This is a genomic window from Sphingomonas sp. BK235 (genome assembly GCF_004345855.1).
GTDB lineage: Bacteria > Pseudomonadota > Alphaproteobacteria > Sphingomonadales > Sphingomonadaceae > Sphingomonas.
The window spans coordinates 1-24,760 of record NZ_SLXN01000015.1 but is presented as its reverse complement, the minus strand read 5'-3'; the positions used below and the strand labels follow the sequence as shown (position 1 = coordinate 24,760).

17 protein-coding genes and 1 pseudogene are annotated in these 24,760 nt (G+C 64.1%); 14 read left to right on the top strand and 4 right to left on the bottom strand.

Annotated features, from left to right (window positions below; translation table 11 throughout):
* The first annotated feature begins 16 nt into the window (after positions 1-16).
* The 5 genes from EV292_RS23290 to EV292_RS21590 all read left to right on the top strand — a co-directional run bounded on the left by EV292_RS23290 (position 17) and on the right by EV292_RS21590 (position 6,784).
* A complete protein-coding gene (locus EV292_RS23290; protein WP_132911341.1) occupies positions 17-1,183 on the top strand; it encodes a carboxymuconolactone decarboxylase family protein in 1,167 nt (388 codons plus the stop codon).
* Positions 1,184-1,200: 17 nt separating this feature from the next.
* Positions 1,201-1,827 (top strand): aldehyde dehydrogenase iron-sulfur subunit PaoA, encoded by a 627-nt coding sequence (paoA, locus tag EV292_RS21605; RefSeq protein WP_132911340.1) that lies wholly within the window; start codon positions 1,201-1,203, stop codon positions 1,825-1,827.
* Positions 1,824-2,792, top strand: a complete 969-nt coding sequence (locus EV292_RS21600) for a xanthine dehydrogenase family protein subunit M (protein ID WP_132911339.1) — start codon at positions 1,824-1,826, stop codon at positions 2,790-2,792. The genes paoA and EV292_RS21600 overlap by 4 nt, the downstream gene beginning before the upstream one ends.
* Positions 2,793-2,796: 4 nt before the next feature.
* Positions 2,797-5,055 carry an aldehyde oxidoreductase molybdenum-binding subunit PaoC gene (gene paoC / locus EV292_RS21595; RefSeq protein ID WP_132911338.1) on the top strand — a complete coding sequence of 753 codons (2,259 nt, stop codon included), beginning with the start codon at positions 2,797-2,799 and terminating at the stop codon, positions 5,053-5,055.
* 919 nt (positions 5,056-5,974) lie between these two features.
* Positions 5,975-6,784, top strand: a complete 810-nt coding sequence (locus EV292_RS21590; protein WP_132911337.1) for a hypothetical protein — start codon at positions 5,975-5,977, stop codon at positions 6,782-6,784.
* A gap of 122 nt (positions 6,785-6,906) precedes the next feature.
* On the opposite strand, the gene EV292_RS23415 is transcribed toward EV292_RS21590, so the two are convergent.
* Positions 6,907-7,947: a diguanylate cyclase gene (locus EV292_RS23415; RefSeq protein ID WP_279432448.1), complete on the bottom strand. Its 1,041-nt coding sequence runs from the start codon at positions 7,945-7,947 to the stop codon at positions 6,907-6,909.
* Positions 7,948-8,258: 311 nt separating this feature from the next.
* Between EV292_RS23415 and EV292_RS21580 the strand changes: the two genes are divergently transcribed.
* The 7 genes from EV292_RS21580 (at position 8,259) to EV292_RS21550 (ending at position 18,807) form a co-directional block, all read left to right on the top strand.
* Positions 8,259-8,660 (top strand): hypothetical protein, encoded by a 402-nt coding sequence (locus tag EV292_RS21580; protein ID WP_165927235.1) that lies wholly within the window; start codon positions 8,259-8,261, stop codon positions 8,658-8,660.
* A 678-nt stretch (positions 8,661-9,338) separates the two neighbouring features.
* Positions 9,339-9,869: a sigma-70 family RNA polymerase sigma factor gene (locus EV292_RS21575; protein WP_132911334.1), complete on the top strand. Its 531-nt coding sequence runs from the start codon at positions 9,339-9,341 to the stop codon at positions 9,867-9,869.
* On the top strand, positions 9,866-10,888 hold the full coding sequence (locus EV292_RS21570; RefSeq protein ID WP_132911333.1) for a FecR domain-containing protein: 1,023 nt from the start codon (positions 9,866-9,868) through the stop codon (positions 10,886-10,888). Before EV292_RS21575 ends, EV292_RS21570 begins: the two co-directional genes overlap by 4 nt.
* A 74-nt stretch (positions 10,889-10,962) precedes the next feature.
* A complete protein-coding gene (locus EV292_RS21565; protein WP_207913535.1) occupies positions 10,963-14,175 on the top strand; it encodes a TonB-dependent receptor in 3,213 nt (1,070 codons plus the stop codon).
* Positions 14,176-14,293: 118 nt separating this feature from the next.
* The gene (locus EV292_RS21560; protein WP_132911332.1) at positions 14,294-16,675 is read left to right on the top strand and encodes a glycoside hydrolase family 127 protein; all 2,382 of its coding nucleotides are present in this window, start codon (positions 14,294-14,296) and stop codon (positions 16,673-16,675) included.
* A 294-nt stretch (positions 16,676-16,969) separates the two neighbouring features.
* The gene (locus EV292_RS21555; RefSeq protein WP_243693909.1) at positions 16,970-17,473 is read left to right on the top strand and encodes an FCD domain-containing protein; all 504 of its coding nucleotides are present in this window, start codon (positions 16,970-16,972) and stop codon (positions 17,471-17,473) included.
* Positions 17,470-18,807: a mannanase gene (locus tag EV292_RS21550; RefSeq protein ID WP_207913533.1), complete on the top strand. Its 1,338-nt coding sequence runs from the start codon at positions 17,470-17,472 to the stop codon at positions 18,805-18,807. The genes EV292_RS21555 and EV292_RS21550 overlap by 4 nt, the downstream gene beginning before the upstream one ends.
* Before the next feature lie 16 nt (positions 18,808-18,823).
* Here EV292_RS21550 and EV292_RS21545 read toward each other — a convergent pair.
* Positions 18,824-19,048, bottom strand: a pseudogene (locus EV292_RS21545) (hypothetical protein); the annotation flags it as partial.
* A gap of 157 nt (positions 19,049-19,205) precedes the next feature.
* Here EV292_RS21545 and EV292_RS21540 point away from each other — a divergent pair.
* Positions 19,206-20,624, top strand: a complete 1,419-nt coding sequence (locus EV292_RS21540) for an ISNCY family transposase (RefSeq protein WP_132911330.1) — start codon at positions 19,206-19,208, stop codon at positions 20,622-20,624.
* Between the two features lie 1,409 nt (positions 20,625-22,033).
* A complete protein-coding gene (locus EV292_RS21535) occupies positions 22,034-22,435 on the top strand; it encodes a hypothetical protein (RefSeq protein ID WP_132911329.1) in 402 nt (133 codons plus the stop codon).
* 328 nt (positions 22,436-22,763) lie between these two features.
* Here EV292_RS21535 and EV292_RS21530 read toward each other — a convergent pair whose 3' ends face one another.
* The gene (locus EV292_RS21530) at positions 22,764-23,582 is read right to left on the bottom strand and encodes a hypothetical protein (RefSeq protein ID WP_132911328.1); all 819 of its coding nucleotides are present in this window, start codon (positions 23,580-23,582) and stop codon (positions 22,764-22,766) included.
* Between the two features lie 35 nt (positions 23,583-23,617).
* On the bottom strand, positions 23,618-24,310 hold the full coding sequence (locus EV292_RS23280) for a PEPxxWA-CTERM sorting domain-containing protein (RefSeq protein WP_243693908.1): 693 nt from the start codon (positions 24,308-24,310) through the stop codon (positions 23,618-23,620).
* Between the last annotated feature and the right edge of the window lie 450 nt (positions 24,311-24,760).

The following is a 24,760-nucleotide window of genomic DNA, read 5'->3' as shown; positions in this document are numbered from 1 at the left end:
AATGGGAGACGAAACGATGAAGGTCGCTTCTGCAACTGCCGCCGCGCTGGCGATGGCCGTGCCGGTCGAGGCGGAGGAGCGTGCGTCGGTTGCGCCCAGGAACATGCAGGCGATCGCGCCGGCGCTCGCTGGGTACACCGACCGGGTGCTGTTCGGCGACGTGTGGGCGCGTCCCGAGCTCGCCCTCCGCGACCGGAGCATCGTCACGCTGTCGGTCCTGATCGCTACGGGCAAGACCGCGCAGATGAAGGGCCATCTTGGGCGTGGTCTCGATAACGGCATCAAGCCGTCCGAGGTCGCAGGCATGATGACGCAGCTCGCCTTCTACACCGGATGGCCGAACGCCGTTTCGGCTCTGAACGAAGTCGAGAAGGTGTTCGCCGAGCGCCGCATCGATCCGATTTCGCTTGCCGCTGTGCCTCCGGCCACCGCGCCGCTCCCCGGCTCAGATCCCGCGCGTGCGGCGACAGTGAACAGGACGCTTGGCCCGATCGCGCCCAAGCTCGCGCAGCTCACCAACGACGTCGTGTTCGCGGATCTGTGGCGGCGCACCGACTTGTCGCCCCGCGATCGCAGCCTCGTCACCATCGCCGCGCTTGCCGCGGGCGATGATGGCGACCAGCTCGCCTTCCACGTTCAACGTGGTTTCGAGAACGGGCTGACACAGCCGCAGATCGTCGAGGCGCTGACTCACCTGGCCTTCTACGCGGGGTGGCCGAAGGCGAACGCCGCCATTGACGTCGCGGGCAAGGTGTTCGCCCAGAAGGAGGTTGTCGCAGTGTCCGACGTTCAGATCATCCATCCCGGTCAGGAGCCGAAGTCCGGCCCGGCCGAGTATTTCACCGGCAGCGTGTCGGTCGCATCGCCCTTCAAGAGTACTGGCGATGCGCGCCTTGGCGGCGCGACGGTGACGTTCCAACCGGGAGCGCACACGAACTGGCACTCGCATCCACTCGGCCAGCTGCTCATCGTGACGGCTGGGCACGGGTGGGTTCAGGTCGACGGAGAAGCCGCGAAGCCGATCGCGACGGGCGACACCGTCTTCATCTCGCCGGGCGTCAGGCACTGGCATGGTGCGGCACGCGATGCCGCAATGACCCATGTCGCCGTCTCGGAAGCGCGGGACGGTACGTCCGTGACCTGGCTCGAACCGGTCGCCGACGCCTTATACAACAAGCTGTAACGGGAGAGACGGCGATGATGAGCGAGATCGAAGTGTCGAGGCGCGGCGTCCTCGCCGGCAGCGCCGCCAGTGCGGTCGCCGCCGCAGCTCCGGCCGGCGCAACGCCGCAGCGGACGCCCGCGAGCGCCACCCCAACGATGCCGGTGCGCCTCACCGTCAACGGCGAGAAGCGCGAGCTGGTGCTCGACCCGCGCACCACGCTGCTCGATGCGCTGCGCGAGCATCTCCACCTCACCGGCACCAAGAAGGGCTGCGATCACGGCCAGTGCGGCGCGTGCACCGTGATCGTCGAGGGGCGGCGGATCAACTCTTGCCTGAGCCTCGCGCTCCAGCACGACGGCGACGCGATCACCACGATCGAGGGGCTGGGCACGCCCGACAAGCTCCACCCGATGCAGGCCGCGTTCGTGAAGCATGACGGCTATCAGTGCGGCTATTGCACGCCGGGGCAGATCTGCTCGGCGGTGGCAGTGCTCGACGAGATCAAGCGCGACGTGCCCAGCCATGTCCAGGGCGACCTCACCGCCAGGGCGCGCTTCAGCAACATGGAACTGCGCGAGCGGATGAGCGGCAACATCTGCCGCTGCGGCGCTTATTCGAACATTGCCGAGGCCGTCGCCGACGTTGCGGGAGAGCGCGCATGAGAAGCTTCACCTACGAGCGCGCCACCGACGCGGTCGCCGCGGCGCGCGCGGTGGCGCTGCGGCCCGGCGCCAAGTTCCTGGCGGGCGGCACCAACCTGCTCGACCTCATGAAACTGGAGATCGAGACGCCGACGCACCTCGTCGACGTGCAGGACCTCGGCTTCGACACGATCGAGAAGACGTCCGACGGCGGACTGCGCATCGGCGCGCTGGTGACCAACACCGATCTTGCCGCCGACGCGCGCGTGCGGCGCGACTATGGCGTGCTCAGCCGCGCGATCCTGGCGGGCGCCTCGGGCCAGCTGCGCAACAAGGCCTCGACCGCTGGCAACCTGCTCCAGCGGACGCGCTGCCCGTACTTCTACGACACCAACATGGCGTGCAACAAGCGCAGGCCGGGCGACGGCTGCGCCGCGATCGGCGGTTATTCGCGCCAGCTCGGCGTCATCGGCGTGAGCTCGTCGTGCATCGCCACCTTCCCCGGGGACATGGCGGTGGCGATGCGCGTGCTCGACGCCGTGGTCGAGACGGTCGATGCCGGCGGCCAGCGTCGCAGCATCCCGATCGCCGACTTCCATCGTCTGTGGGGTGACCATCCCGAGCAGGACACCAGCTTGCGCCCCGGCGAGCTGATCACCGCGGTACTGCTGCCCAAGCCGCTCGGCGGCCAGCATTTCTACGAGAAGGTGCGTGACCGCGCGTCCTACGCCTACGCGCTGGTCTCCGTCGCGGCGGTGATCCAGCGCGACGGCACCGGCCGCGTGGCGTTCGGCGGCGTCGCGCCCAAGCCGTGGCGGGTCGAGGCGGCGGAGGCGCTGCTGCCGCAGGGCGCGGAGGCGGTGACCGCGCGCGCCTTCCAGGGCGCCACGCCGACCAAGGACAATGCGTTCAAGCTGCCGCTGGCGACTCGCGCGCTCGCCGCGGTGCTCGACCAGGCGGGCACGCCCGCGCAGAAGAAGGGTTGAGGCCATGAAGTTCGACACACCCGCCGGCACCAACCCGATCGATCGCCAGACCGTGATCGGCAAGCCTCACGCCCGGATCGAGGGACCGCTCAAGACAACCGGAACGGCGGTCTATTCCTACGAGAACCACGAGGCCGCGCCGAATGCAGCCTATGGCTACATCGTGGGTTCCGCCGTCGCCAAGGGACGCATCTCGGCGATGGATCTGAGCGAGGCGAGGGCCGCGCCCGGCGTCCTGGCGATCGTCACGGCCGATAACGCCGGCCCGATCAAGACGCAGGGCTTCTACGTCGCCAAGCCGCTCGCCGGCCCCGAGATCGAGCACTACCACCAGGCCGTCGCGCTGGTCGTGGCGGAGACGTTCGAGCAGGCACGTGCGGCCGCGGCACGGATCCGCATTGACTATGTGCGCACGAAGGGCGCCTTCGATCTGGCCGCTAGCCGCGAGGGTGCGAAGCCCCACCGTCGCCAGCCCGACGTTCACATGGGCGACTTCGACAAGGCGTTCGCCGCCGCTCCGGTGAAGGTCGACGCGACGTTCACGACGCCGGACCAGAGTCACATGATGATGGAGCCGCACGCCACGATCGCGCGCTGGGACGGTGACCAGCTGACGATCTGGTCGGCGCAGCAGATCGTGGGCTGGGCGCGGCGTGACCTCGGCAACAAGCTCAGCATACCGCAGGACAAGATCCGCGTCGTCGCCACGTACATCGGGGGCGGGTTCGGCGGTAAGGGCAGCGTCTGCTCGGACGCGGTCCTTGCTGCGCTCGGCGCCCGCGCGATCGGCCGCGCGGTAAAGGTCGCGCTCCCCCGTCCGCTGATGCCCAACAACACAACCCATCGGCCCGCGACGATCCAGCGCGTGCGCCTGGCCGCGGGTCGCGACGGCAGACTGGTTGCCGTCGGACACGAGACGCTATCCGGCAACCTGCCGGGCGGCGGCCCCGAGATCGCCGCGGCGCAGACGCAGCTGCTCTACGCCGGCGCCAACCGGCTCAACCTGACCCGCCTCTCGACGCTCGATCTGCCGGAGGGCAACGCGATGCGGGCGCCCGGCGAGGCGTCGGGCCTGATGGCGCTCGAGGTCGCCATGGACGAGCTCGCCGAGAAGCTCGGAATGGACCCTGTCGAGCTGCGGATCCTCAACGACACGCAGACGGTGCCCGATGATCCCGGCCGCGGTTCGCCTACCGACCCGCAGTCTGCGAGCCCCAACCAGGGCGCTCAGGACGAACCGGGACGCCCGTTCTCGATCCGGCAGTTCGTCACATGCCTCCGCACCGGCGCCGAACGCTTCGGGTGGAAGGAACGGAGAGCCACGCCCGGCACACATCGTGAGGGAAGGTGGCTGATTGGCATGGGCATGGCCTCGGCTATCCGCGGTGCGCCGATTATCCCGGCCGGCGGCCGTGTCACGCTCGGCCATGACGGGATCGTCACCGTCGAGAGCAACATGACCGACATGGGCACCGGAAGCTACACCATCATCGGCCAGACCGTCGCCGAGATGATGGGCCTGCCGCTCGACCGCGTGGTGGTGAAGCTCGCGGACTCGAACTACCCCGAGGCGTTCGGCGGTGGCGGACAGGGTGGCGCGGCCTCCGCAACCGCCGGCGCCTACGCCGCGTGCGTGAAGCTACGCGAGGCGGTCGCGACCAAGCTCGGCTTCAACTCGTCCGACACCGAGTTCGTCGACGGCGAGGTGCGCGCGGGTAACCGGCGTGTGCGGCTGGGGGAGGCGGCCAAGGACGGGCCGATCACCGCCGAGGACAAGATCGAGTACGGCGACCTGTCACGGCGCTTCGAGCAGCAGACCTTCGGCGCACACTTCTGCGAGGTCGCCGTCAATTCGTACACGGGCGAGATCCGCATCCGCCGCATGCTTGCGGTGTGCGCAGCGGGGCGCATTCTCAACCCAGTGACCGCCCGCAGCCAGGTGATCGGCGGCATGGTAGGGGGCGCCGGGGCCGCGCTGATGGAGGAGCTTGCCGTCGACAAGCGCTTCGGCTTCTTCGTCAATCACGATCTTGCCGGGTATGAGGTGCCGGTCCACGCCGATATTCCGCACCAGGAAGTCGTCTTCCTGGAGGAGGTCGACCCGACCATGTCGCCGCTCAAGGCGAAGGGGGTCGGTGAGCTCGGCATCTCGGGTGTGGCCCCAGCGATCGCCAATGCCGTCTACAACGCGACCGGGGTACGAGTTCGCGATTATCCGATCACCATCGACAAGCACTTGGGAGAGTTGCCGCAGCTATCGTAACGATGCTCCACACGCGGTTAGATGCCTCTCGAAACCACGGGCGCAGACGCTGATCATCAGTGTGTACAGCCGCCAAACGGGCTATCCGGGAGTAGGCGATCTGGCAGCATGAGCGGAGATGAACGAATGGCCGAAGTTGAGAAGGAGCTAAGTCGCCGTCAATGACCGCAAATGGGTCGCCTCGCGTCTGCGAAGGAGGCTTCCGCCTGGATGCGAGCTCAACAAGCCTGTCTGCGATCACCTTTGCAGCGCCGAGCAAAGCGCCGCGAGCGGCATCGCTGAGCGTCGGGCAGGGCACATCCGCCAACGTGCTGATGACAGCTGTGGGTTGTCGATCCCCAAACCTTGCTAACGCTGCCGCAAAGCTCGAAATCGAGCAACCTCACCATCGATCCAAGGGTTCTCAGAGAACTGCTCATCGATCGACAGATCGGGTCCTCACCCGAACATCGATCACCATGCTCGCCCAGGCCAACCAATCCAGGCAAGGTGTGACGAAGCTGCTCAGCTGACGGCGTCCGCTAGCGAATAGTTCCATCAAAGCAGATGCTCACGGGCGACAGCCGGCGTGGCGCCTTTTCACCCGCAATGGCGTTCTGCCGCAACACCTCCGACTTCGGTCTGATATGGCAGGGCGCTTAACCAATCAATAGCTCCGGCTCGTCATGGCGTCTCTCAGGAGGTTGCCTTGACCCTTTCCCATCGACCGATTGTCATCTCCAAGCACGGCTTGATGTTAACGGCGTGTCTCGCGATCGCAGCTTGTGGGGGCGGAGGTGGGGGGGCGTCAACAGGGCCAACCGCTTCGACCCAGGCGGCGGCGCCTGCGCCGCCCGCTGCGACGCCGACACCAGCTCCGATACCAAGGGCGCTCAGCTTCACGACGGTCGAGGTTGGCGTCGACACCGACGCGTCGGGCGTGCTGCAGATGTCGATCCCCGCGGAAAGCTCCTCTCCGGTCATCGTGTCGGATCCGCAGGCGCCGGCAGCTATACGCTTCGAAGACTTCCGCCTTGATGGCAACGAAACGATCAGAGCCAGCGGCTTTGGCTCGCACAGCGGCATCAGCATCTCAGCATCGCCAGCGACCTATCAGGCGTCTTCCGTTCTGCGGTTCACACAGATGGGGGCGCTGCCGCGACAGATGCCAGTGTTGATGTGGACGTCGGCGAGTGACTCCGAACCGCTCGCTATGCCGCTCGCAGAAACGGTCGAGAAGCTTCCGGGCACCAGTGGCACGACCGGTATGCTGCCCAAGCACGCACGCCTGCTGGAGATTGGGAACCCGAACTACCGCGGCATACGCATCTTCGGTTCGAACACGCTAACGAGCTCTGTCCCGCAGAAGGGGAGCTCGCGTTACGTTGGCGAGCTTTTTGGAACGGTGTACCCGACCGGCGAGGCATCTAGTCGGATCGTGGGCGACTGCGTGCTCAACGTCTACTATGATGGTGCGCAGCCATACGTCACCGGGCTGATCAAGCTCTCGCAATATGAGCGCACCGACAATCGTGGAACTGCGCTGACCATTGACTTCGTTGCGGACATTGTCGGCGGCAAATTGGTCACTCGCTCGATCCAGGTGACTGGCACGGGTAACATGGTTCAGTACGGGGCGGTGGCCGGCGGCTTTTACGGCGACGATGCGAGTGAGCTCGGCTTTACGATCTCGGCTCGAGGTCCGAGCGGCATCCTGATCGGGGGCGCGATTCTCGGGTTAGGCCACTAGACGTCACAGAGAATGCGTCTCGGGATATTTGCAGTGATGGGGATCTCGCCGTCGAGGCGCCCACATTCGGTTGGCTCGTTGACTTGCGAGCGCTTTCCACGGCCATGAAGCAGCTTAAGGGCCTAGGCGCGGGCGCTAAGCCGATGCCGCCGGACCGATGAGGCACATGCGGCACGAGCGCGCTTGTGACGCCGCAGCGCCGTGTCTGCTTCCTCGAGGAGGAAATTCATATCGCCGGCACGGCTGGACGGCCGGCTCGAGCCGATGCTGGCGCCGACGCTGACAGCCTGCCCGTTGATCTGGTAAGGGGTGCTCAACCGCTGCACGATCTCGTGAGCCCGATCGGTGACCGCGCTCGTCGAAGAAGCACCGTTTTGTATGACGACGAATTCGTCTCCACCGAGACGCGCGACAGCGTCACCGCGTCGAGCCGAGGCCGTCAGGCGTTCGCCCACAGCACAAAGGAGCGCATCGCCGACAGCATGACCGAGCTGGTCATTGATTTGCTTGAAACCGTCGAGATCAAGGTAGTGAAGCGCATAGCTGCCCTCGGCCGCACCTATTCGATCCGAGTTCGCGATCGCCTCTGCCAGCGCGAAGCGGTTCATCAAGCCGGGCAGGTGGTCGCGGCGCGCGAGCGCGGCGACGGCGGAACTGGTAGCGGACTGCCGCTCCTGAGCGAGGTGGCGCTTGGCTAGACTACGGAGCCCCCCTGTCAGCAGCGCGACGAGGCACAACGGAGCGACAGCATGGTCGGGCTCTGCCCCCGAGGCCAAGACCAGGACGGGCGGCAGAACCGCCACCAGGACGCTTCCCCCGGCGATCAGCGGCCGTAAGGCCGTGGTGGCGACGGCACCCGCGGCATAGCCCACAACCAAAATCGCGACTGAAAGGTGAAGCGATGGGATGGGTATCATCAGCGCCCGTGCAGCAAAGCAGCCGAACAACGCTGCAAAGACGAGGTAGGACGCGCCGAATCGGCGCTCCAGCTTGACCGCGTCATCCCTCGACAAGACCGCTGCACCGCATCGCGCTTGGCCGCGATAAAGGAGTCGTAGTCGCCAGCCGCTGGCTGCTACGCCGACTATCAGGAGCAGCGACGCGACGCCATCGCGCGAGCGCAGGGACACAAGCGTGGCCACTAGCAGGAAGAGCGCGCTCATAACGGTCGCGGGCATTCTCGTTGCGAACAGGCTAGCGACCCGCTCGGCGTAGGGATCCTCGTGTTGAGGCGCGTGTTCTAGGGGCGGAAAAGACATGTCGCCCTCAACCCTGACGGTGACAGATTGAGATCATAAGAAGCCGCGTTACCGTGAAACGGTGCGATCATGCACGCCCCGGCCGAACAGCGCGCAATGCGCGTTGCCGTCCTACAAAGGTCGTATAGCCAGCAGTCGAGCTAGCAGGCGACAAGGCGCGTTAACGCCTTGCGACCAATCCAACGATCTTGTCGGTCACCAAAGCGGATAAGTTCATGAAGGCTATCCACGTTGCGGAGCACCGCCAGCTGCTCGATCTCGCTGCCGCGATCCTCGCTGAAACGTCAGCGCAGCAGCCATGCCGGCGTGACAGTATCGGCCGACTAAGGCTGAGCTTCTCTCGATTGGTGAATACACACTGCGAGGAGGAGGGCAGAAACATCCGAGCGGCCGTCGACGCAGGACATTTATGCCCGCGCATCGCTGCCACCTTACATCGCGAGCTGCAACAATGGCGTGCTGCTCTGGTCTGCCTCAACAGCGCCTGGCCGAGTGCCCGCATCGAGCATGACCAGCGCGGCTTCGTCTGTGCGTTCCGGCCGCTCATTAAAGGTCTTCGCGACTACATCGAGCGCCAGGAGACTCAGATCCTCGACAAACTCCAGCAGGCTCTCTGATCGCTTGCAGCGCGTGGTAATGTCGGGTGGAATGAGGGTACCGGTGAAGCTGAATGAATGACCGAAGTTGGGAACCTTGCGAGAGGCGCTGAACGACCGCAAGTGGGTGTCGACGCGAGAGGGAGGGGCCCGCAGGCGGCGAAGACGCAACGGTCGGCTGATCAAGCCTGGGGCACCCTCGTGGGCGAGGATGAACGTGCTCCGGTCTTTGATACTCGGTGCCCGAAGGGTTGGTCCTTTTTACGACGTCGAAAGGCCTTTGCAGTACCAGCCTGGCGCCGGTCTTCGTAAGGTACACGTAAAGCGTACCCGCGACGAGCTGATGAAGAGCACAGCTTTACAGGTGGGGGGGCGGCGATCGGTCCGCTCACGCTCAGCGCCGTGATCGACCTCCTTTGAGCGACAACAACCACTACTCGGCACAGGTTGCCATCAGGATGCTGAACGGCACCATGCCGTACTATCCGGAGATAGACGTCGATGCGTAATCGACATGCGGCGGAATGTCCGCATGGCGCGCTCATGCCTTGGCAGCACGCCCGGCATGTGGCCTGCGATCGTCGACGAAATAGGTGCTGCCTTACAGCCTTATGTCCGCTAGGACGGCGTTAGATCTCACCGGTCCGAGTGCGGACGACACATAACCGGGTCCATGCGATACGTCGGTAGCCTTTTACAATGACCGACCTGCAATCTGGCGCGACGCCCTCAGAGAACCTACTCGGGATCAGCGAGGTTGAGCGGTTCCGCTCCTCGTTGCATCGGTATTTTGTCCGGCGCGTTCGCGACCAGGCCGAGGCAGAGGACCTCGTCCAAGACGTCTTCGTCCGCCTTGCCAGGCGAGGAGGTTTGGGTGACGTTGCAAACCTCGCAGGCTACATATTCGAGACCGCCGCAAGCGTGCTGCAGGATCGCGCGAGGAGGAGGCAGGTCCGAGCGGCCGACGCGCACGGCCCGTTCGATAGCAACCACCACGCAGGTGAGGATTTCGCTCCGGATCGCGTCTTTGACGGTAAGGAGCGTCTCCGACAGGTTGGCGTGGCGCTTCTGGAACTGCCGGAGCGGACCCGGCACGTCTTCGTGCTGAGGCGATTGGAAGGCATGCGCTACAACGACATCGCTTCACAGCTGGGTATATCGGTGAGTTCGGCCGAAAAGCACATGCAGCGCGCGATTGCCTTCCTGACCGAACGGATGGGTGGTTCATGAGCGATCAGGGCAGCCCACCTGCACCCTCGTCAACCGCGCCTGGGGAGGCGGCAGCCTACTGGCGGGTTCGGTACGATCGTGGCGACATGAACGCGCAGGAGAATGCGGAGTTTGGACGCTGGCGAGCCACATCGCAGGCGCATGAGGCTGCGTGGCAGGCGACCGGTGACTTGTTGGCCTTGTTCGACAACGCCGACGATCCTCACCTCGAAGCGATGAGGGCGGCCGCTCGCTCGGCGGGAGGTGCAAGACGTTCCTGGGTGAGGTCGATGGCGGCTGCTCTGGCGCTCATCTCCGTTCCAGGTGGGGTCCTCATCATCGCCCGCTCGAGCCTCTGGTCGGACCTGAGCGGCGGACGCACTAGCCTCACGAGCAGGTACGAGACCCAGCGTGGCGAGCGCGCCACTGCTTCCCTCTCTGACGGTACCGTCGTCAGCCTCAACAGCGACACCGCTCTGGAAGTCACCTTCGATCAAGCGGGCCGGCATGTGCAGCTGTGCAGGGGACAGGCACTCTTCGAGGTAGCGAAGGACAAGCACAGGCCGTTCGTGGTCCGTGCAGGCAACAGCGCCGTTACGGCGTTGGGGACGGTCTTCGATGTCAAGATGGCGAAAGAGGCCTTCCGGGTCGTCCTCGTCGAAGGCCGCGTTGCTGTAAACGCCGAAGCCGATCCACGCTCGGCCGCTGTCATATTGACCCAAGGCCAGGAGCTGCTGAAGAACCGCGTCGGCGACATCCGTGTGCAAACGACAGATGCAGAAGCCGCCCTTCTATGGCGCAAGGGCCTTGTCGAGTTCAACGATGTGACGCTCGCGAATGCGGTCGAGCAGATAAACGAGACGTCCGCTCGATCGCTTCGCCTGACCGACAGTCGCATCGGCGCACTGCGATTGAGCGGCATCTACCGGACGGGCTCGCCCGAGCGCTTCGTTGCATCGATCGCCCAGGTTCTGCCGGTCAGCGGTAGAGGCACCAGTGAGGGTATCGTGATTGAGCCGCGGGAAAAAAAGTCGGAGTAAAGTACGGGTTTTCGAAATCGCTGCGTCCTTGATCACTGAGCGGCCGTCATAGGCCGCCGTGATGGGGAGAGGACATGAAGGTTCATCGTACGCTACGGTCAATCGCTCTCGGGGGCACGGCCCTGGCGGCCTGCGGCGCGCTGCCGGCGGCCGGTCAGTTGCAGAGGGTCATACCCTTCGACGTGCCGGCACAGGACCTTGGGCAGGCGCTGACGAGGCTTGGTCGCCAGGCAGGCGAGCAAATCGTCTTCACGCCCCAGACAGTGGCGGGCCGACATGCGAATCCGGTCCGCGGCAGCATGACGAGCGAGCAGGCGCTCCAGTTGCTACTTCGCGGCTCCGGCCTCGCCGCGCATAGCGGCGCAGGCGGTGGCTTCGTCATTGGCGGCTACATGCGGACGGCAGCCGTCGTTGCGCAGCAGCAGGCAGCTCCTTTAGCCGCTCAGGGCACGATCGACGCCGTCGAGGAGCCGGAGCAGGCTGTCGACGACGTTGTCGTTCTCGGTGTGCGTGGCGCTCAGCGGGCGGCCATCGACATCAAGCGCAACGCACCTCAGATCGTCGACAGCATCGTTGCCGAGGACATCGGCAAGCTGCCCGACACGACCATCGCCGACAGCCTTCAGCGAGTCCCAGGCGTGCAGATCGGCCGCTCGGCTGGCGAGGGATCGACCGTCAACATCCGCGGTCTGCCGCAGGTGCTGGTCACCTTGAACGGCGAGCAGTTCCTGGGTGGTCAAGGCATCATCAATGCGCAGCCGGATTTGTCGGACATCCCACCGACCCTGTTCTCAGGCGTCGACGTCTTCAAGTCGCCTACGGCGAGCCAGCTCGAGGGTGGTGTCAGCGGCACCATCTCGCTCAAGACGCGTCGTCCCTTCGACCTCACGCGTGGGCTGACGGCGGCTGCGAACGTCGAGGGCAATTACGGCAGCCGAACGAAGAAGCTCAACGAGCTGTACTCGGCGCTGGTCGGCTGGCACGGTGAGCGCTGGGGCGCGCTGCTGTCCGGCTCCTACTCGAACTCAACCCTGGCGAACATCTCGTACGATGCCGGGAACAGCTGGCGAGCCACCACTGCGCAGGGCACGCCCTTCAGCCCTGCGGCCGGCGGCGCCTACTACTACCAACCCGACGTGGTGACGTTCTCTAACCAGAGCGTCGCGCGCAAGCGGTATGGCCTGAACGGCTCAGCCCAGGTCCTGATCGGCAGCGCCTTCACTCTCACCGGGGACGCCGCGTACAACCGTTTGGAGAATCGCACCCGCAACGTGGGTGTGCAGTTCAACAGCGGCTACAACTCGTTGGCGCTGCTGGGCGGCTCGCAGGTCGACGAGAATGGCGTCGTGCAGGTCGGTTCGTTCAGCGAGCCTCGGTGGCGTACGAGCTCGTACAATCGGCCGGCGACGTCAGAGGCGTACAACACCAATCTGGAGCTCAAGTACGACGCCGGCGAACGGCTGAAGGCGACGGTGCGATGGGTACATGGCAAGGCGACCAACAACTACGAGCAGTCCTTCGTGGACAGCCTGCCGACGCTGAACGGCGTGTTGCCTCGTGGTGGTCCGGTCACCTGCGGCTCGGTGCCAAATTCGCAACCCGGCGGCGAGTGCGTTTACGCCAATCCCAACGGCTTCCCGGCTGTCGTCGGCTCGATCGACTACACCGGCAAGTATCCGAAGCTCGGCTTCGTCACGGACGTCTCGAACCCTGCCAATTACAGCCTGACCTCGACCTGGGCGGACGGCGTGGCCGAGGAGTCCAAGCTGGACGCCTTCCGCGCCGACATCAGCTACGACACCACCGACCTGATCCCGTTCATCACGTCGTTCGACTACGGCGGTCGGTACGGCAAGCGGGACGTTCGCCACCGCGAATTCCGCTACCTTGCACCAGGCCGAGCCGATCTGACCTCGCCGGCTGATCTCTACTACTACAAGGATGCAGGCATCCTCCACCAAGGTCCGACGGTCGCCGGCTACTCGATCCTGCCGCTCCTGCCGTTCCCTTCGGTGTCACAGTACGTCGGTAGCTTCTCCAACTTCGGTCCGTTGGGCGGCGTTCCCGCGGGCGGGATTCCGGCGATTGATCCAAGAGCCATGGATGACCCGCTCGCGTTCCAGAACGCGCTCTTTCCCGGCAACGTCGCCTATGATGACCCTACTCGCACCTTCCGTGTCGAGGAGAAGACCAGCACCGCGTATGTGCAGGCCAACTTCCGCAGCGAGCAGGGCATCCTCGGTATGCCTTTCGGCGGCAACGTCGGCGTGCGCGTGATCGGGACAAACCGCACCATCCACTCCTTCCTGACCAACCCGACCGAGTTCATCGGTACGAACGGCAACTGGAACGGCGTGATTCTGGTGGAGCGGGAGCTCACCGCCACCAAGAAGTATACGGATTGGCTGCCGTCCGCCAATCTGACGTTCGACGTCGCCAGCGACCAGCGGGCACGCTTCGCCTTCGCCAAGGTCGTTGGCGCTCTCAACCTCTTCGACATCGGCGCGGGTGCGAACTACTATTACGGCGTGAACGGTGATCCGCCCCGCATCCCCGGTCTGCCGTTCTTCGCGTCGCTGTTCACGAGCGGAAACTCCGGCAATCCGGACCTCGAGCCGTACCGCTCCACCAACTACAACGCGTCGTACGAGTGGTACTTCGGCCGGGGCGGGCTGCTGAGCGTCGGCGCCTTCCTGTTCAAGGTAAAGTCGTTCCCTCAGACCGTCACCCAGATCCAACCTATCCCCGATCAGGATGGCGTGGTACGCCTTGGCGGACCGGTGACCACGACAGCGAACGGAGGCGGCGGCACGATCAAGGGGCTGGAGTTTGGGTACCAGCAGCAGTTCGACTTCCTGCCTGGCCTGCTCAGCGGCTTCGGCATCAACGCCAACTACACCTACTCCGACAGCCAGAGCTCCAACACCGACCTGAACGGCGAACAGACGCCGGTGCCGGACAACTCGAAGCATCAGTACAACATCATCGGGTTGTACCAGAAGGGCGCCTTCCAGGGACGTGTGGCATACAACTGGCGGAGCGAGCGCTTCGTCGGCTTCCAGACGATCCAGAACTCGAACCAGAGCAATCTGGCGATCTGGGCCAAGCCGCAGGGCTACCTCGACGCGTCGGTCAGCTACGACATTACGCCCAAGCTCACCGTATATGCGCAGGGCACCAACCTGACCAACGAGTTCGAGGAGCGGTACCTGCAGTTCCCGAACCAATTCTATCTGCAGAACCTGTTCGAGCGCCGCATCTTCGCCGGTGTCCGCGTGAGGTTGTAATGGCACAAGCCCCGTCCGATGCGCCCTCGGGCGGGGCAGCGCGAGACCCCGGTGGATCATGGTGATTGGGTGGTCGGCGCCTGACGCGATGTAAGATGGTAAAGATCGAGAGTTCGAGATGATGGACATGGACACGCAGCGCGGCATGGATGGCACGACAGCCGTTGATCGCCGGACCCTGCTTCTTGGCGGAAGTGTGCTGGCGGCAGCCGCAGCGACGCCGATCGCTGCCGCCCCGTCGCCGGGTCCAAGGATGCGTCCTCTCCCGCAGGGTAGCGTGAGGCTGACGCCGTCGATCTGGGCCGACGCGGTCGAGGCGAATCGCAAGTACATGATGTCGCTTGAGCCGGATCGACTCCTCCACAACTTCCGCAAGGGGGCTGGCCTGAAGCCGAAGGGCGCGATCTACGCGGGCTGGGAGGACCAGAGCATCGCCGGCCATACGCTTGGCCACTACATGTCGGCGCTGGCGCTGCTGCATGCGCAGACGGGGGATGAGGAGGCGCATCGGCGGCTGCGCTATATCGTCGCAGAGCTGGCCGAGACCCAGCGCGCGCACGGCGACGGCTACGTCGGCGGGACGACCCTTGTGCGCGACGGTCAGACGATCGACGGCAAGATCGCTTACGAGGAGCTGCGTCGGCGCAAGATCAGCCGGAACACGACCGTCCTCGGCGGCTTCAACGACAGCTGGGTGCCCCTCTACACGTGGCACAAGGTCCATGCGGGCGTGATCGACGCCATCCAGGTGGCCGGCGTCACGGAGGCCATGCCGGTTCTTCGAGGCATGAGCGACTACATGGTGGGCGTGTTCCAGCCGCTCTCCGACGCGGAGGTCCAGACTGTCCTGGACCAGGAGTTCGGCGGACTGAACGACAGCTTCGCGAACGCGTACGCGGTCACGAACGACTCGCGCTATCTCGCCTTCGCCCGCAGGCTGCGACACAAGGCCGTCCTGGATCCGCTGGCCGCTGGGCGTGACGAGCTGGCCGGGCTTCACGCCAACACGCAGATCCCGAAGGTCATCGGCCTGGCCCGGCTCTACGAGCTTGCCGGCGACCCGCGTGACGCAGACGCCGCGCGCTTCTTCCACCGCACCGTTGTCGAGAACCACACCTACGTAATCGGCGGCAACTCCGACCGGGAGCATTTCGGCAAGCCGCGCCATTTGTCGACGCGGGTCTCCGATCGCACGTGCGAGCACTGCAACACCTACAACATGCTCAAGCTGACGAGGCATCTGTACGCGTGGCAGCCTCGAGCGGAGCTGTTCGACTATTACGAGCGCGCTCACCTGAACCACGTCATGGCGTCGCAGAATCCGGCCGATGGCTCCTTCGTCTACTACATGCCGCTCAGCTCGGGTGCGCGACGCACCTTCTCGTCACCGACCGAGCACTTCTGGTGCTGCGTGGGCTCCGGCATGGAGAGCCACGCCAAGCACGGCGACTCGATCTATTGGGAGAATGGAACGGCTCTCTACGTCAACCTCTTCATACCTTCGGAGCTCGACTGGAAGGAACGTGGTCTCAGGGTTCGCATGTCGACAGCATTCCCTTATGGGGAGACGGTCCAGCTCGACGTCAATCGGGCGGCGAAGGATCCGCTCACGATCGCTCTGCGGCTGCCGGCCTGGGCAGCTGAGCCCAGCATCAAGGTCAATGGTTCATCGACGCCGATCCGTCGAAGCGGTGGCTATGCCATGCTCACCCGTCGCTGGAAGCAAGGTGACAGGGTCGAGCTCTCTTTGCCCATGTCGCTTGCCGTGGAATCAATGCCCGACGATCCGCGCATGGTCGCCTACCGACATGGGCCTGTCGTACTGGCAGGAGATCTCGGTGACGAGATCGGCGCGTGGCACGGGCTGGCGCCAGCCCTGCTGGCTTCCGGTCCGCCGTCGTCGCCGGAGCCAGTAGACCGGGGAAGGCACGTGTTCGAGCTGCGTGACGCCGCGCCTGGCAAGGTGACCTTGAGGCCTTTCTTCGAGCAATATGGTCGTCGTACGGCAGTGTACTTCCCGCTGATGCGAAATGAGGAATGGGCCGCCAAGGAGCGCGCCCATGCCTCCAACGAGGCTGAGCGACGCGCTGTCGAGGCTCGCACGATCGACCTTCTTCAGCCCACCGACAGGCAGCAGGAGCGCCAACACGGGCTGAGGACACAAGACACCGAGATCTGGTCCTACGCTGGCCGGGGCATGCAGATGGCGTGGTGGACCCCTGGTAGCTTCGTCGAGTCCTCGTTGAAGGTGGGCTCGGGCGAGAACCTACTGCGCGTCCTCTACTGGGGTGAGGATGTGAATACCGACTTCCTCATCGAGGTGAACGGCGAGCCGTTCATCCGAGAGAAGCGGTTGGCCAAGCCGATCAAGGACTTCGTGGCTGTCGAGTACCCGCTGCCGCGGAGGCTGATCGCCGGGCGCGACACTATGACCGTGCGCTTCACATCGGCAGGATCGGCAGCGTCGGTATACGAGTTGCGCACGGTCAAGCCTGCTTGATCGATGTTGACGTCGTCGGCTTAGGGCTTTGACGTGTCAGAAGGCATCCTTCCATCAAGAGGCCTCGGTACGGGTCGACGCCATCGTGGTTCGGTGGTCCAGTCGCTAGGACGCGCCATCCTCTCCGGCCGCTATGCGCCGGGAGAAGTGCTCGATGGGGAGGTGGCGGGAGCACTCGCTTACGGCGTCTCTCGGGGGGCCTATCGGGAAGCCGTACGGATGCTCGTCGCAAAAGGGCTTGTGGCTAGCAGACCAAGGCACGGAACAACAGTGCTGCCGCGACGATGCTGGAACATGATCGACACCGAGGTACTTGCCTGGGGTCTGATTGACGATCCCGACCCAAGGCTTGCGCGCAGCATCGTCGAGCTCAGCTCGATCATTGAGCCCGCAGCTGCCGCTGTGGCGGCACGACGGCGCTCTCAGGACGACATGGACGCGCTGCAAGGAACGTTGGGCGAGATCAGGCAGAGCCGCGTCGGAACCGTACAGCGTGGCGGCGCCACCCGTGCCCTTCACGGGCACATCCTGCTCGCGTCTCGCAGCCCTGCCCTTGTGGCGATGGGGCCAGCAATATCGGCGGCAGCCGATCAGCGGCTGTTGCTGGCGGAAAGCGGGCTCACTCTCCCGCGAGACGAATTGCCTATCTATGCGGCACTGGTGGACGCCATAGGCGTGGGCGATCCGGGCCGCGCGGAAATGGAGATGCGGCAATTGGTCGCTGAGGCTGCCGTCGTGAGCCACGGCACCGAGATGGCGAGGGTTGAACGGGCGTCAGCTCAGGGAGATTTTTCTTGAAGATCGAGATGGATCGGCGCGCCTTGCTGCTGGGCGGTGTGATAACAGCGGGATGCGCGACTCTTCCGAGTCTAGATCCGTCACCGCCCGACCTAAGCGCATTTGTGCGGCGCGTGGGTTCGCGCTTGATGCTGGGTGATAGGCCGTATCGCTATGTCGGTGCAAACATGTGGTACGCTGCCTACCTCGGCGCCGACGCCTCGTATGGCGATCGGGCACGTCTCGGTCGCGAACTCGACACGCTCGCGGCGCTGGGCGTGCGCAATCTACGGATCATGGCGTCGGCGGAGGAGGGGCCTCTGCGGAACTCCATCAAGCCTGGCTTCCGGAATGCACGCGGCGTCTTCAACGAGGCGCTGCTGGGCGGTCTCGACTACGCGCTCGCCGAGATGGGTAAGAGAGGTATCCGCGCGGTCTTGTGCCTGACCAACTTCTGGGAGTGGTCGGGCGGCATGATGACGTACCTCTCCTACGTCAACGGCGGTCGCTTCGTTGATATGAACGATCCGGCGCACCCATGGCCTGCCTTCGCGAATGCCAACGCGAGCTTCTATCGAAGCCTGCGAGCCAACACGCTGTACCGCGACTGGATCAAGGCGCTTGTCACGCGCACAAACAAGATCACGGGGGTGGGCTATCACGACGATCCGACGATCATGGCGTGGCAGCTTGCCAATGAGCCACGGCCCGCTGGCGATCTCGCGCACGCGAACCTGCCGGTCTTCTACAGTTGGGTGCAGGAGAGCGCTCGATTGATCAAGTCGCTGGATACGAATCACCTCGTATCGACGGGAAGCGAGGGCCTCAAGGGTGCCTTGGAACAGCCGGAGATCGTTCTTGCCGAGCACAATCCGCCCGAGATCGACTACCTGACGGCTCACATTTGGCCGAATAACTGGACGTGGGTCAACCAGAACGACCTGCCCGGGACCTACGCACGCGGCGAGGAGCTGACTGCCGATTACGTGAGCGAGCACGTCGACCTGGCCACGAGACTGCAGAAGCCCCTCGTCATCGAGGAGTTCGGATACCCGAGAGACGGCGGCAGCAACGATCCGACGGCTTCGACCGTGTACAAGGACCGGTTCTACAGGCAGATCTACTCGTCAGCCCTGGCGAGTATGGCAGCAGGTGGGCCGATCGCCGGGACCAACTTCTGGGCTTGGAACGGGGAGGCTCGTGCCCAGCATCCCGACTACCGGTTCAAGGAAGGCGACCACCAGTACATGGGTGATCCGCCGCACGAGCCCCAAGGGTGGTACGGCGTCTTCCAAGGTGACAGCACCATCCGAACAATTGTCGACCATGCGAGGGCAGTGGCGAAGCTATCGTAGCGCCAGCTCGCTTCGCTCAGGCAGTCGCTGAGGCCATTGCTGGCAGTCGATCGAGGTGCTTGTCGAGGGTGAGCGGGTACTCCCGCACGCGCACACCAGTGGCGTTGTAGACGGCATTCGCGACCGCGGGCGCCACGCCGGTCAGGCCCAGCTCGCCGACGCCCTTCGCCTTCACGGGCGAGACGGTCGGATCGACCTCGTCGATGAACCAGGCGTCGAGGTGGGGCACGTCGGCGTGCACCACGTCCTCTATTTAACATAAGCTCTATTATCGATCTGGCCCCGTGTAAGCGCTAAGTACAAATGGCACCAGCCCGCTAGATAGAAATGGCACTCTGCGGTGCTATCGGCGGGTCGCCGGTGTCATAGCCGTTCTCGGCAACGAGGACGCGCATTGTATGACGGTGCTGGCGATGAGTGCTGCTGAGATCACCCGGTTCGACACGCTGATGCGGCTCGACCGCGGCGAGATCCGGGTCGCGGACGCGATGGAGCTGCTCGGCCTTGCGAGGCGGCAGGTGTACCGGCTGCTGGGCCGCCTGCGAGAGGACGGCGCCAGCGGCCTGGTGTCGCGCAAGCGAGGACGCCCGAGCAACCGACGCTACAGCGACGCCTTTCGCGCCGAGGTGGTCACGCTGGTGCGCGAGCACTACGCCGACTTCGGACCGACGCTGGCGCGCGAGTACCTTGCCGAGCGCCACGGTATCGGCCTGTCGTGCGAGACCCTGCGGCGCATCATGCTGGAGGCCGGGCTGTGGCAGGACCGTGCGGCCAAGCGCCCTCGCCCGTACCAGCCCCGCTACCGGCGCGACTGCCGCGGCGAGCTCATCCAGGTCGACGGCTCCAAGCACTGGTGGTTCGAGGGCCGCGGTCCGCAATGCACGCTCCTGGTCTTCATCGACGATGCCACCAGCGAGCTTATGCACATCGAGATGGTCGAGAGCGAGAGCACCTTCTCTTACATGCGCGCGACGCGGACCTACCTCGAGCGGCACGGCAAGCCGGTCGCCTTCTACACCGACAAGCACAGCGCCTTCCGCAACAACACGGCCTCGGCAAAGGGCGACGGCATGACCCACCTCGGCCGTGCGCTGGACCGACTCAACATCGAGCTGATTTGCGCGAACTCGCCGCAGGCGAAGGGGCGCGTCGAGCGGGTCAATGCGACGCTGCAGGACCGTCTGGTCAAGGCGATGCGGCTCCACCTCATCTCCACCATCGACCAAGCCAATGCCTTCCTCCCCTCCTACATGGCGCAGCACAATCGTCGGTTCGCCAAGGCGCCGTTCGACCCGCGCGACCTTCACCGGCCGCTGGCCATCCACGAAGACCTGGAGGCGGAGCTCGTCTGGCGCGAGCAGCGCACCGTCACCGGCGCCCTCACCTTGCACTACAACAAGGCCATGTTCATCCTCGAGCCCTCGCCTGCGACGCAGGCGCTCGCGCGGAAGAAGGTGGACGTGTGCGAGTACCCGGATGGCCGGCTCGAGATCCAGCACGAGGGCAAGGTCCTGCCCTATCGCATGTTCGACAAGATGCGCCGCGTGAACCAGGCTGCCGTGGTCGACAACAAGCACCTCGACGCCGCGCTGGCGCTGGCCCGCGTGATACAGCAGGCTCAGCCGCATCACGCCAAGCGCAACAACAACGAGCCGGCGCGTACCGCGCAGCCCGTCGGCCCGTTTAAGGCACCCTCCCCGGCTTCATCCGTCCCCAAACTCGACCGTCGCACGCTCGGCAACAACAGGCTCAAGCGCGGGCCACGCCTCTCCAATGAGGAGCTCGTCGCGCGCGGCCTTGGCGAGTACGCCCTCTAGCGTCCGAAACCGCCCATACGCAGACACTGACTAGCGCCTAAGATCTCGAACTTGGACGCTATAAGGGCCATCATCGAGCCGCGGGTTCAGGTGCTTTACAAGCAATTGTCCGGTTGTATTGTCGCGCCACACAGTGCGGCAACGTTCGCCGACGAACCAGCGGCTGACGACAGCGCTGGCGTCCGGAGATACGCAAAGCTGTCCCTTTGACACCCTCCACTTCCCTGCAAACGGCACCGGTCCGCGGGAGTAGTAGAACCCCCTCCATATTCCGCCTTCGTGGTATTCCTCGTGAATGCCGGCGTCTGCCCACCCGCTAGGAGAGTAGCTGATTGAAAAGCCGGTGAAGGCTTTTGTTATCTCCATCCCGCTCAGCGCCACTCTCTGTTCGGAGCCACTCACGACGGCTTGCGTCTTAGTGGCACACACCACGAGCAAAACTGTCAGCCTTACCGGCAGCCTCATCCACTGACCCCGCCATGAGTTAGGAGGAGCTGCAACTTGCCAGTACCACCTTAACGTCCGCTTTCCTGCCAGTTGCGGACCTCACCGGAGGACGAATAAGAGATGGCATGGCAAAGATCGGACCCGACGATTGGCTCGAAGCCGAACGGCTTGAACGGCAACGATCAAAGGCTGGCCTTGCCGGGATGGCTGCGGCGGGACCCTGGACGACCGTGCCCGCGATAGCGTCTCTCCCAATCATGGCTGTAGCTGGTGAAGGCGACTACATCATTCCCGTTCTAGGACTCATGTGGGGCGCTCTGATGGCTGTAGCCATCCGCGTTCGTCGCAGAAGCGAGGCCGGCTCCATACGTCGTTCGTGCGCTACTTGGGTTGCCTCTTACAGCGCCGTACTTACAGTCATGATGGCAGGGCTCACAATCGTCTACGCTTCCGCTGGTGTCTGGTGAGCGAAGCGGCCTCGGCATACGTCGCCGTTCACGCCTGCTGGATCTGATTGCTACCTTCCGCCATCGTCCGTTTACGCCCAGATACGGACGCTGGGAGGGGTGGACCTCGGCCCTGAAAGCAGACATTCTGCCGGCGTGACCTCCAAGCCTTCGCAGATTAAGTTGTGGCTGTTCCGGCTCGTTGGGGCCGTTTGGTTGGCAAGCGCCATCCCGATGGCTTGCTGAGCGCCTTCCTTCTGGAGGTTCCCCTCTCGCCGACGTTAAGTGACGAAAGCTCGCTCGAGGGGATAGGGCTTTGGACCGTGATTGCGGCATGGTTCTACATAACGCCAGTGGCGCTGCTCGTCATCGGTCGTTGCTGGAGTAAACGGTCCGCTTCTTGAGGTGAGCGCCCCGAAGCAGACGGTCAGCTAACTCCCTAGCGGACATTGGCCCAGGTTGTGCTGCGAACGTGACGGACGCATAAGTCGCTGTGCGCAGAGGACAAAAGACCGGATGGACGAGGTGATACCGGAACGCACGCTTAAGCTGCGTATTCGCAACAACATCATCGACTATTTGGAGTTAGCCGCGTCGCCTGCTGAGCAGCGCGCCTATGAATGTCGGATTTCCATGGCACACGTACCCGACGAGTTAATTTATAGATGGGAGGACCTCATCCCAGGCGCTGACTGGAACTGGTATTCTGAACCAGAATTTTCTTCGCAAGAGCAGGAAGCGCTTAAACGTTTCAACAGGATCTGGGACTCTGTTGCGGACGCTACCCCCGATCCGATGCCAAGCACCGTCAACGATCTTCTAGGCACGGCGATCTGGCAGCGTCTCATCGATGGCGCCAGCGAAGCGCTAAACGTGTTCAAAGAAAGAGGGCGACTAGACGAGGGCACGCCGCTCTAGGTCCGCTTTCCCTGCTAATATCAAACATCTATCCAGCGATTGGCAGGAGCAACGTGGGCTGCTAGGTTGCACTCACGATGAAGCGAAGCGCTCTGTCATGGCTTATCGCGGGGCTGGTGTTCTGGGGCTGGATCTTCGTCACGAACATTCGCCAAGCCATTGCGGCGCTTGTATTCGCTATCCTCGTCAGTGCGGTTGTCGCAATCGGAATGTTGAGCTTTCACATCCTTCGAGCGAAGCTTGGACGGTAGGCCAGCGCTTCATTAGTTGGTTCGAGGCAGAGAGCGCGAATGGCACGTAGGCGAACGATATCTCCGCCGAAACCGGTCTATTGGCCGAGGGCTTCCGTGGACGGCACGAGCCGCCTGATCGCCTCGATTGCGTCTGCTGGGTCGGGTACACCGAACAGGTCGACCTCCGAGACTTCGGTACGACGTACCTGGGTGAGGACAATCCAGGCGCGGCGGCCATCGCCCTCGATAAAAGCGACGTCTCTGATCTCGTCCCCCGGAATCTCCCTGTATTGACTGCCACGCGGGCTGCACCAGGCGATGCGCCGATCAGTGACGACCATTTCGCCGAGTACATCGTTGACGAAGGTGCGACCGGGCTTCGACATGAGTGGCGCTACCGTAGCGCCAAGTGCAACTGTGGCACAGAAGCTCCAGAAAAGCTGCAAGACTAATGGATTGGCCACTGTCCAGATGTGCAACAGCCACCAGACATACAGCGCCGGCCCGATGCACGTCAGGACTGCCATGCCTAAGCGGATCCGGTCGATGCCGCGCAACCCCTGCTTACCCCGCCACGCGATGATCTCGCCAGCCGCCAAGGCAAAGCCGGGCCGCTCCGCTTGCCTTGTCGCCCATAGCCAGTAAGCCCCGCGAGCCATCCTCGCTATGACCACGCCAGCCAAAGGAACCGCGACACTCAGCACGCCGATCTGCACGGGAAGCGTCGGCACGAGGGTGTATGGACCGCGGCGACGCCCAACCTGCACCGTGTCACCCGGAATCAACAGTACGGAGGCGATCACCGTGGCAAGGAAGAGAAAGATCGGGAGATAGGCCGCGACCGCGAGAGCGACACGCTCACGCCGCGGAGGCAGCTGAATGCCTTCTCCCTCTCTCTCACTCTCTTGGCTCATCGGTCAGAATGCGGCAGCGCAAACGCGCGTTGCCGTCACGCGCGAGAAGTTACCATAGAACGACGGCGAAGTGACGCCCCCACGACGCCGAAGCCTAGGATCATCAGCGCCCAAGTCTCCGGCTCCGGCACTGCGGAAGTGCTTCGGCCAAGCGTGTCGATGCTGAGAAGCATGCTGAAGAAGCCGACATCGTCGCGGTACAGGCCGAGCCGCGCGTAGTTGGCAGCATGTGCCGCCAGCGACAGGTTTGCGGGCAGGGAGGGGCCGATCGGCTCAGCGCTGGTCGCCTCGAAGCTGAAGTTGAGCAGCGAGAAACCTGAGAAATTGCGGGTCCAGGCGCCGATGCTGTTGCCGAACAGGGCGAAGCGCTCGCGCTGGAACATCGTGTCGTAGCCGACCACAAGATTAGCGAGCGGCAGGGCCTTTAGCTCGTTCTCTATCGACATCGTCGCTGCCACAGGCACGTCGGCGTAGGTGGCGTAGCGTCCGTAGACATTGGTCGAACGAAACGCGGTGTCGTAGGAGAAGGTCAGCGCGTAAGGCGTGCCGAGCTCGTACTGCGCCACAAACGCGTCGATCGCGCGCGTATTCGGGTCATAGCCGGGGCCACCGCTTGGATAGCGGTCGCCCGTCACGCGCCCCGTCATCGTGTAGTCGACGATCTCCGCGTGGGCCGGCGCGCATACGAAGATCACGGCGGCCAGCGCCGCCTTCCAAAGCTTCTTCATGATTCCCCCCATTTGCGACGCTTGGTTAATCCAGGGGCGGAAGTGTCGCAATCGGCTGCGACGGACAGGTTGCGCCCAATAGCGGACATCAAGTGCCCCGGCGACGCACGACAGCTTCCGAGCCAATGGCGGTCACAGCCGAGGCAAGTTGCTTATCTCGGGGGCAACATTCCAGAACGGATCTAGGACCTAGTAGCCGTGCGCGAGCCGTACGGGCGCCGGCGTTGCCCCCGACCGGTTGTGTGACGTTCTGAATGTCAGCTTGCGCGACCCGCGGAACCGAACGCCCTTGCCTTCATTTGACAGGATGATGTCATATGGGAAGCGCGTTGTCGTATGTCGGTTATGAACAATTACGTGCGCGAGCTAGCGTTGGCAGTCTTCGCTGCCAACGGCCGGCTTGTCGGTGCCGGCAACGAGCTGGTCGCGCATCTCGGCCTGACCAGCGCC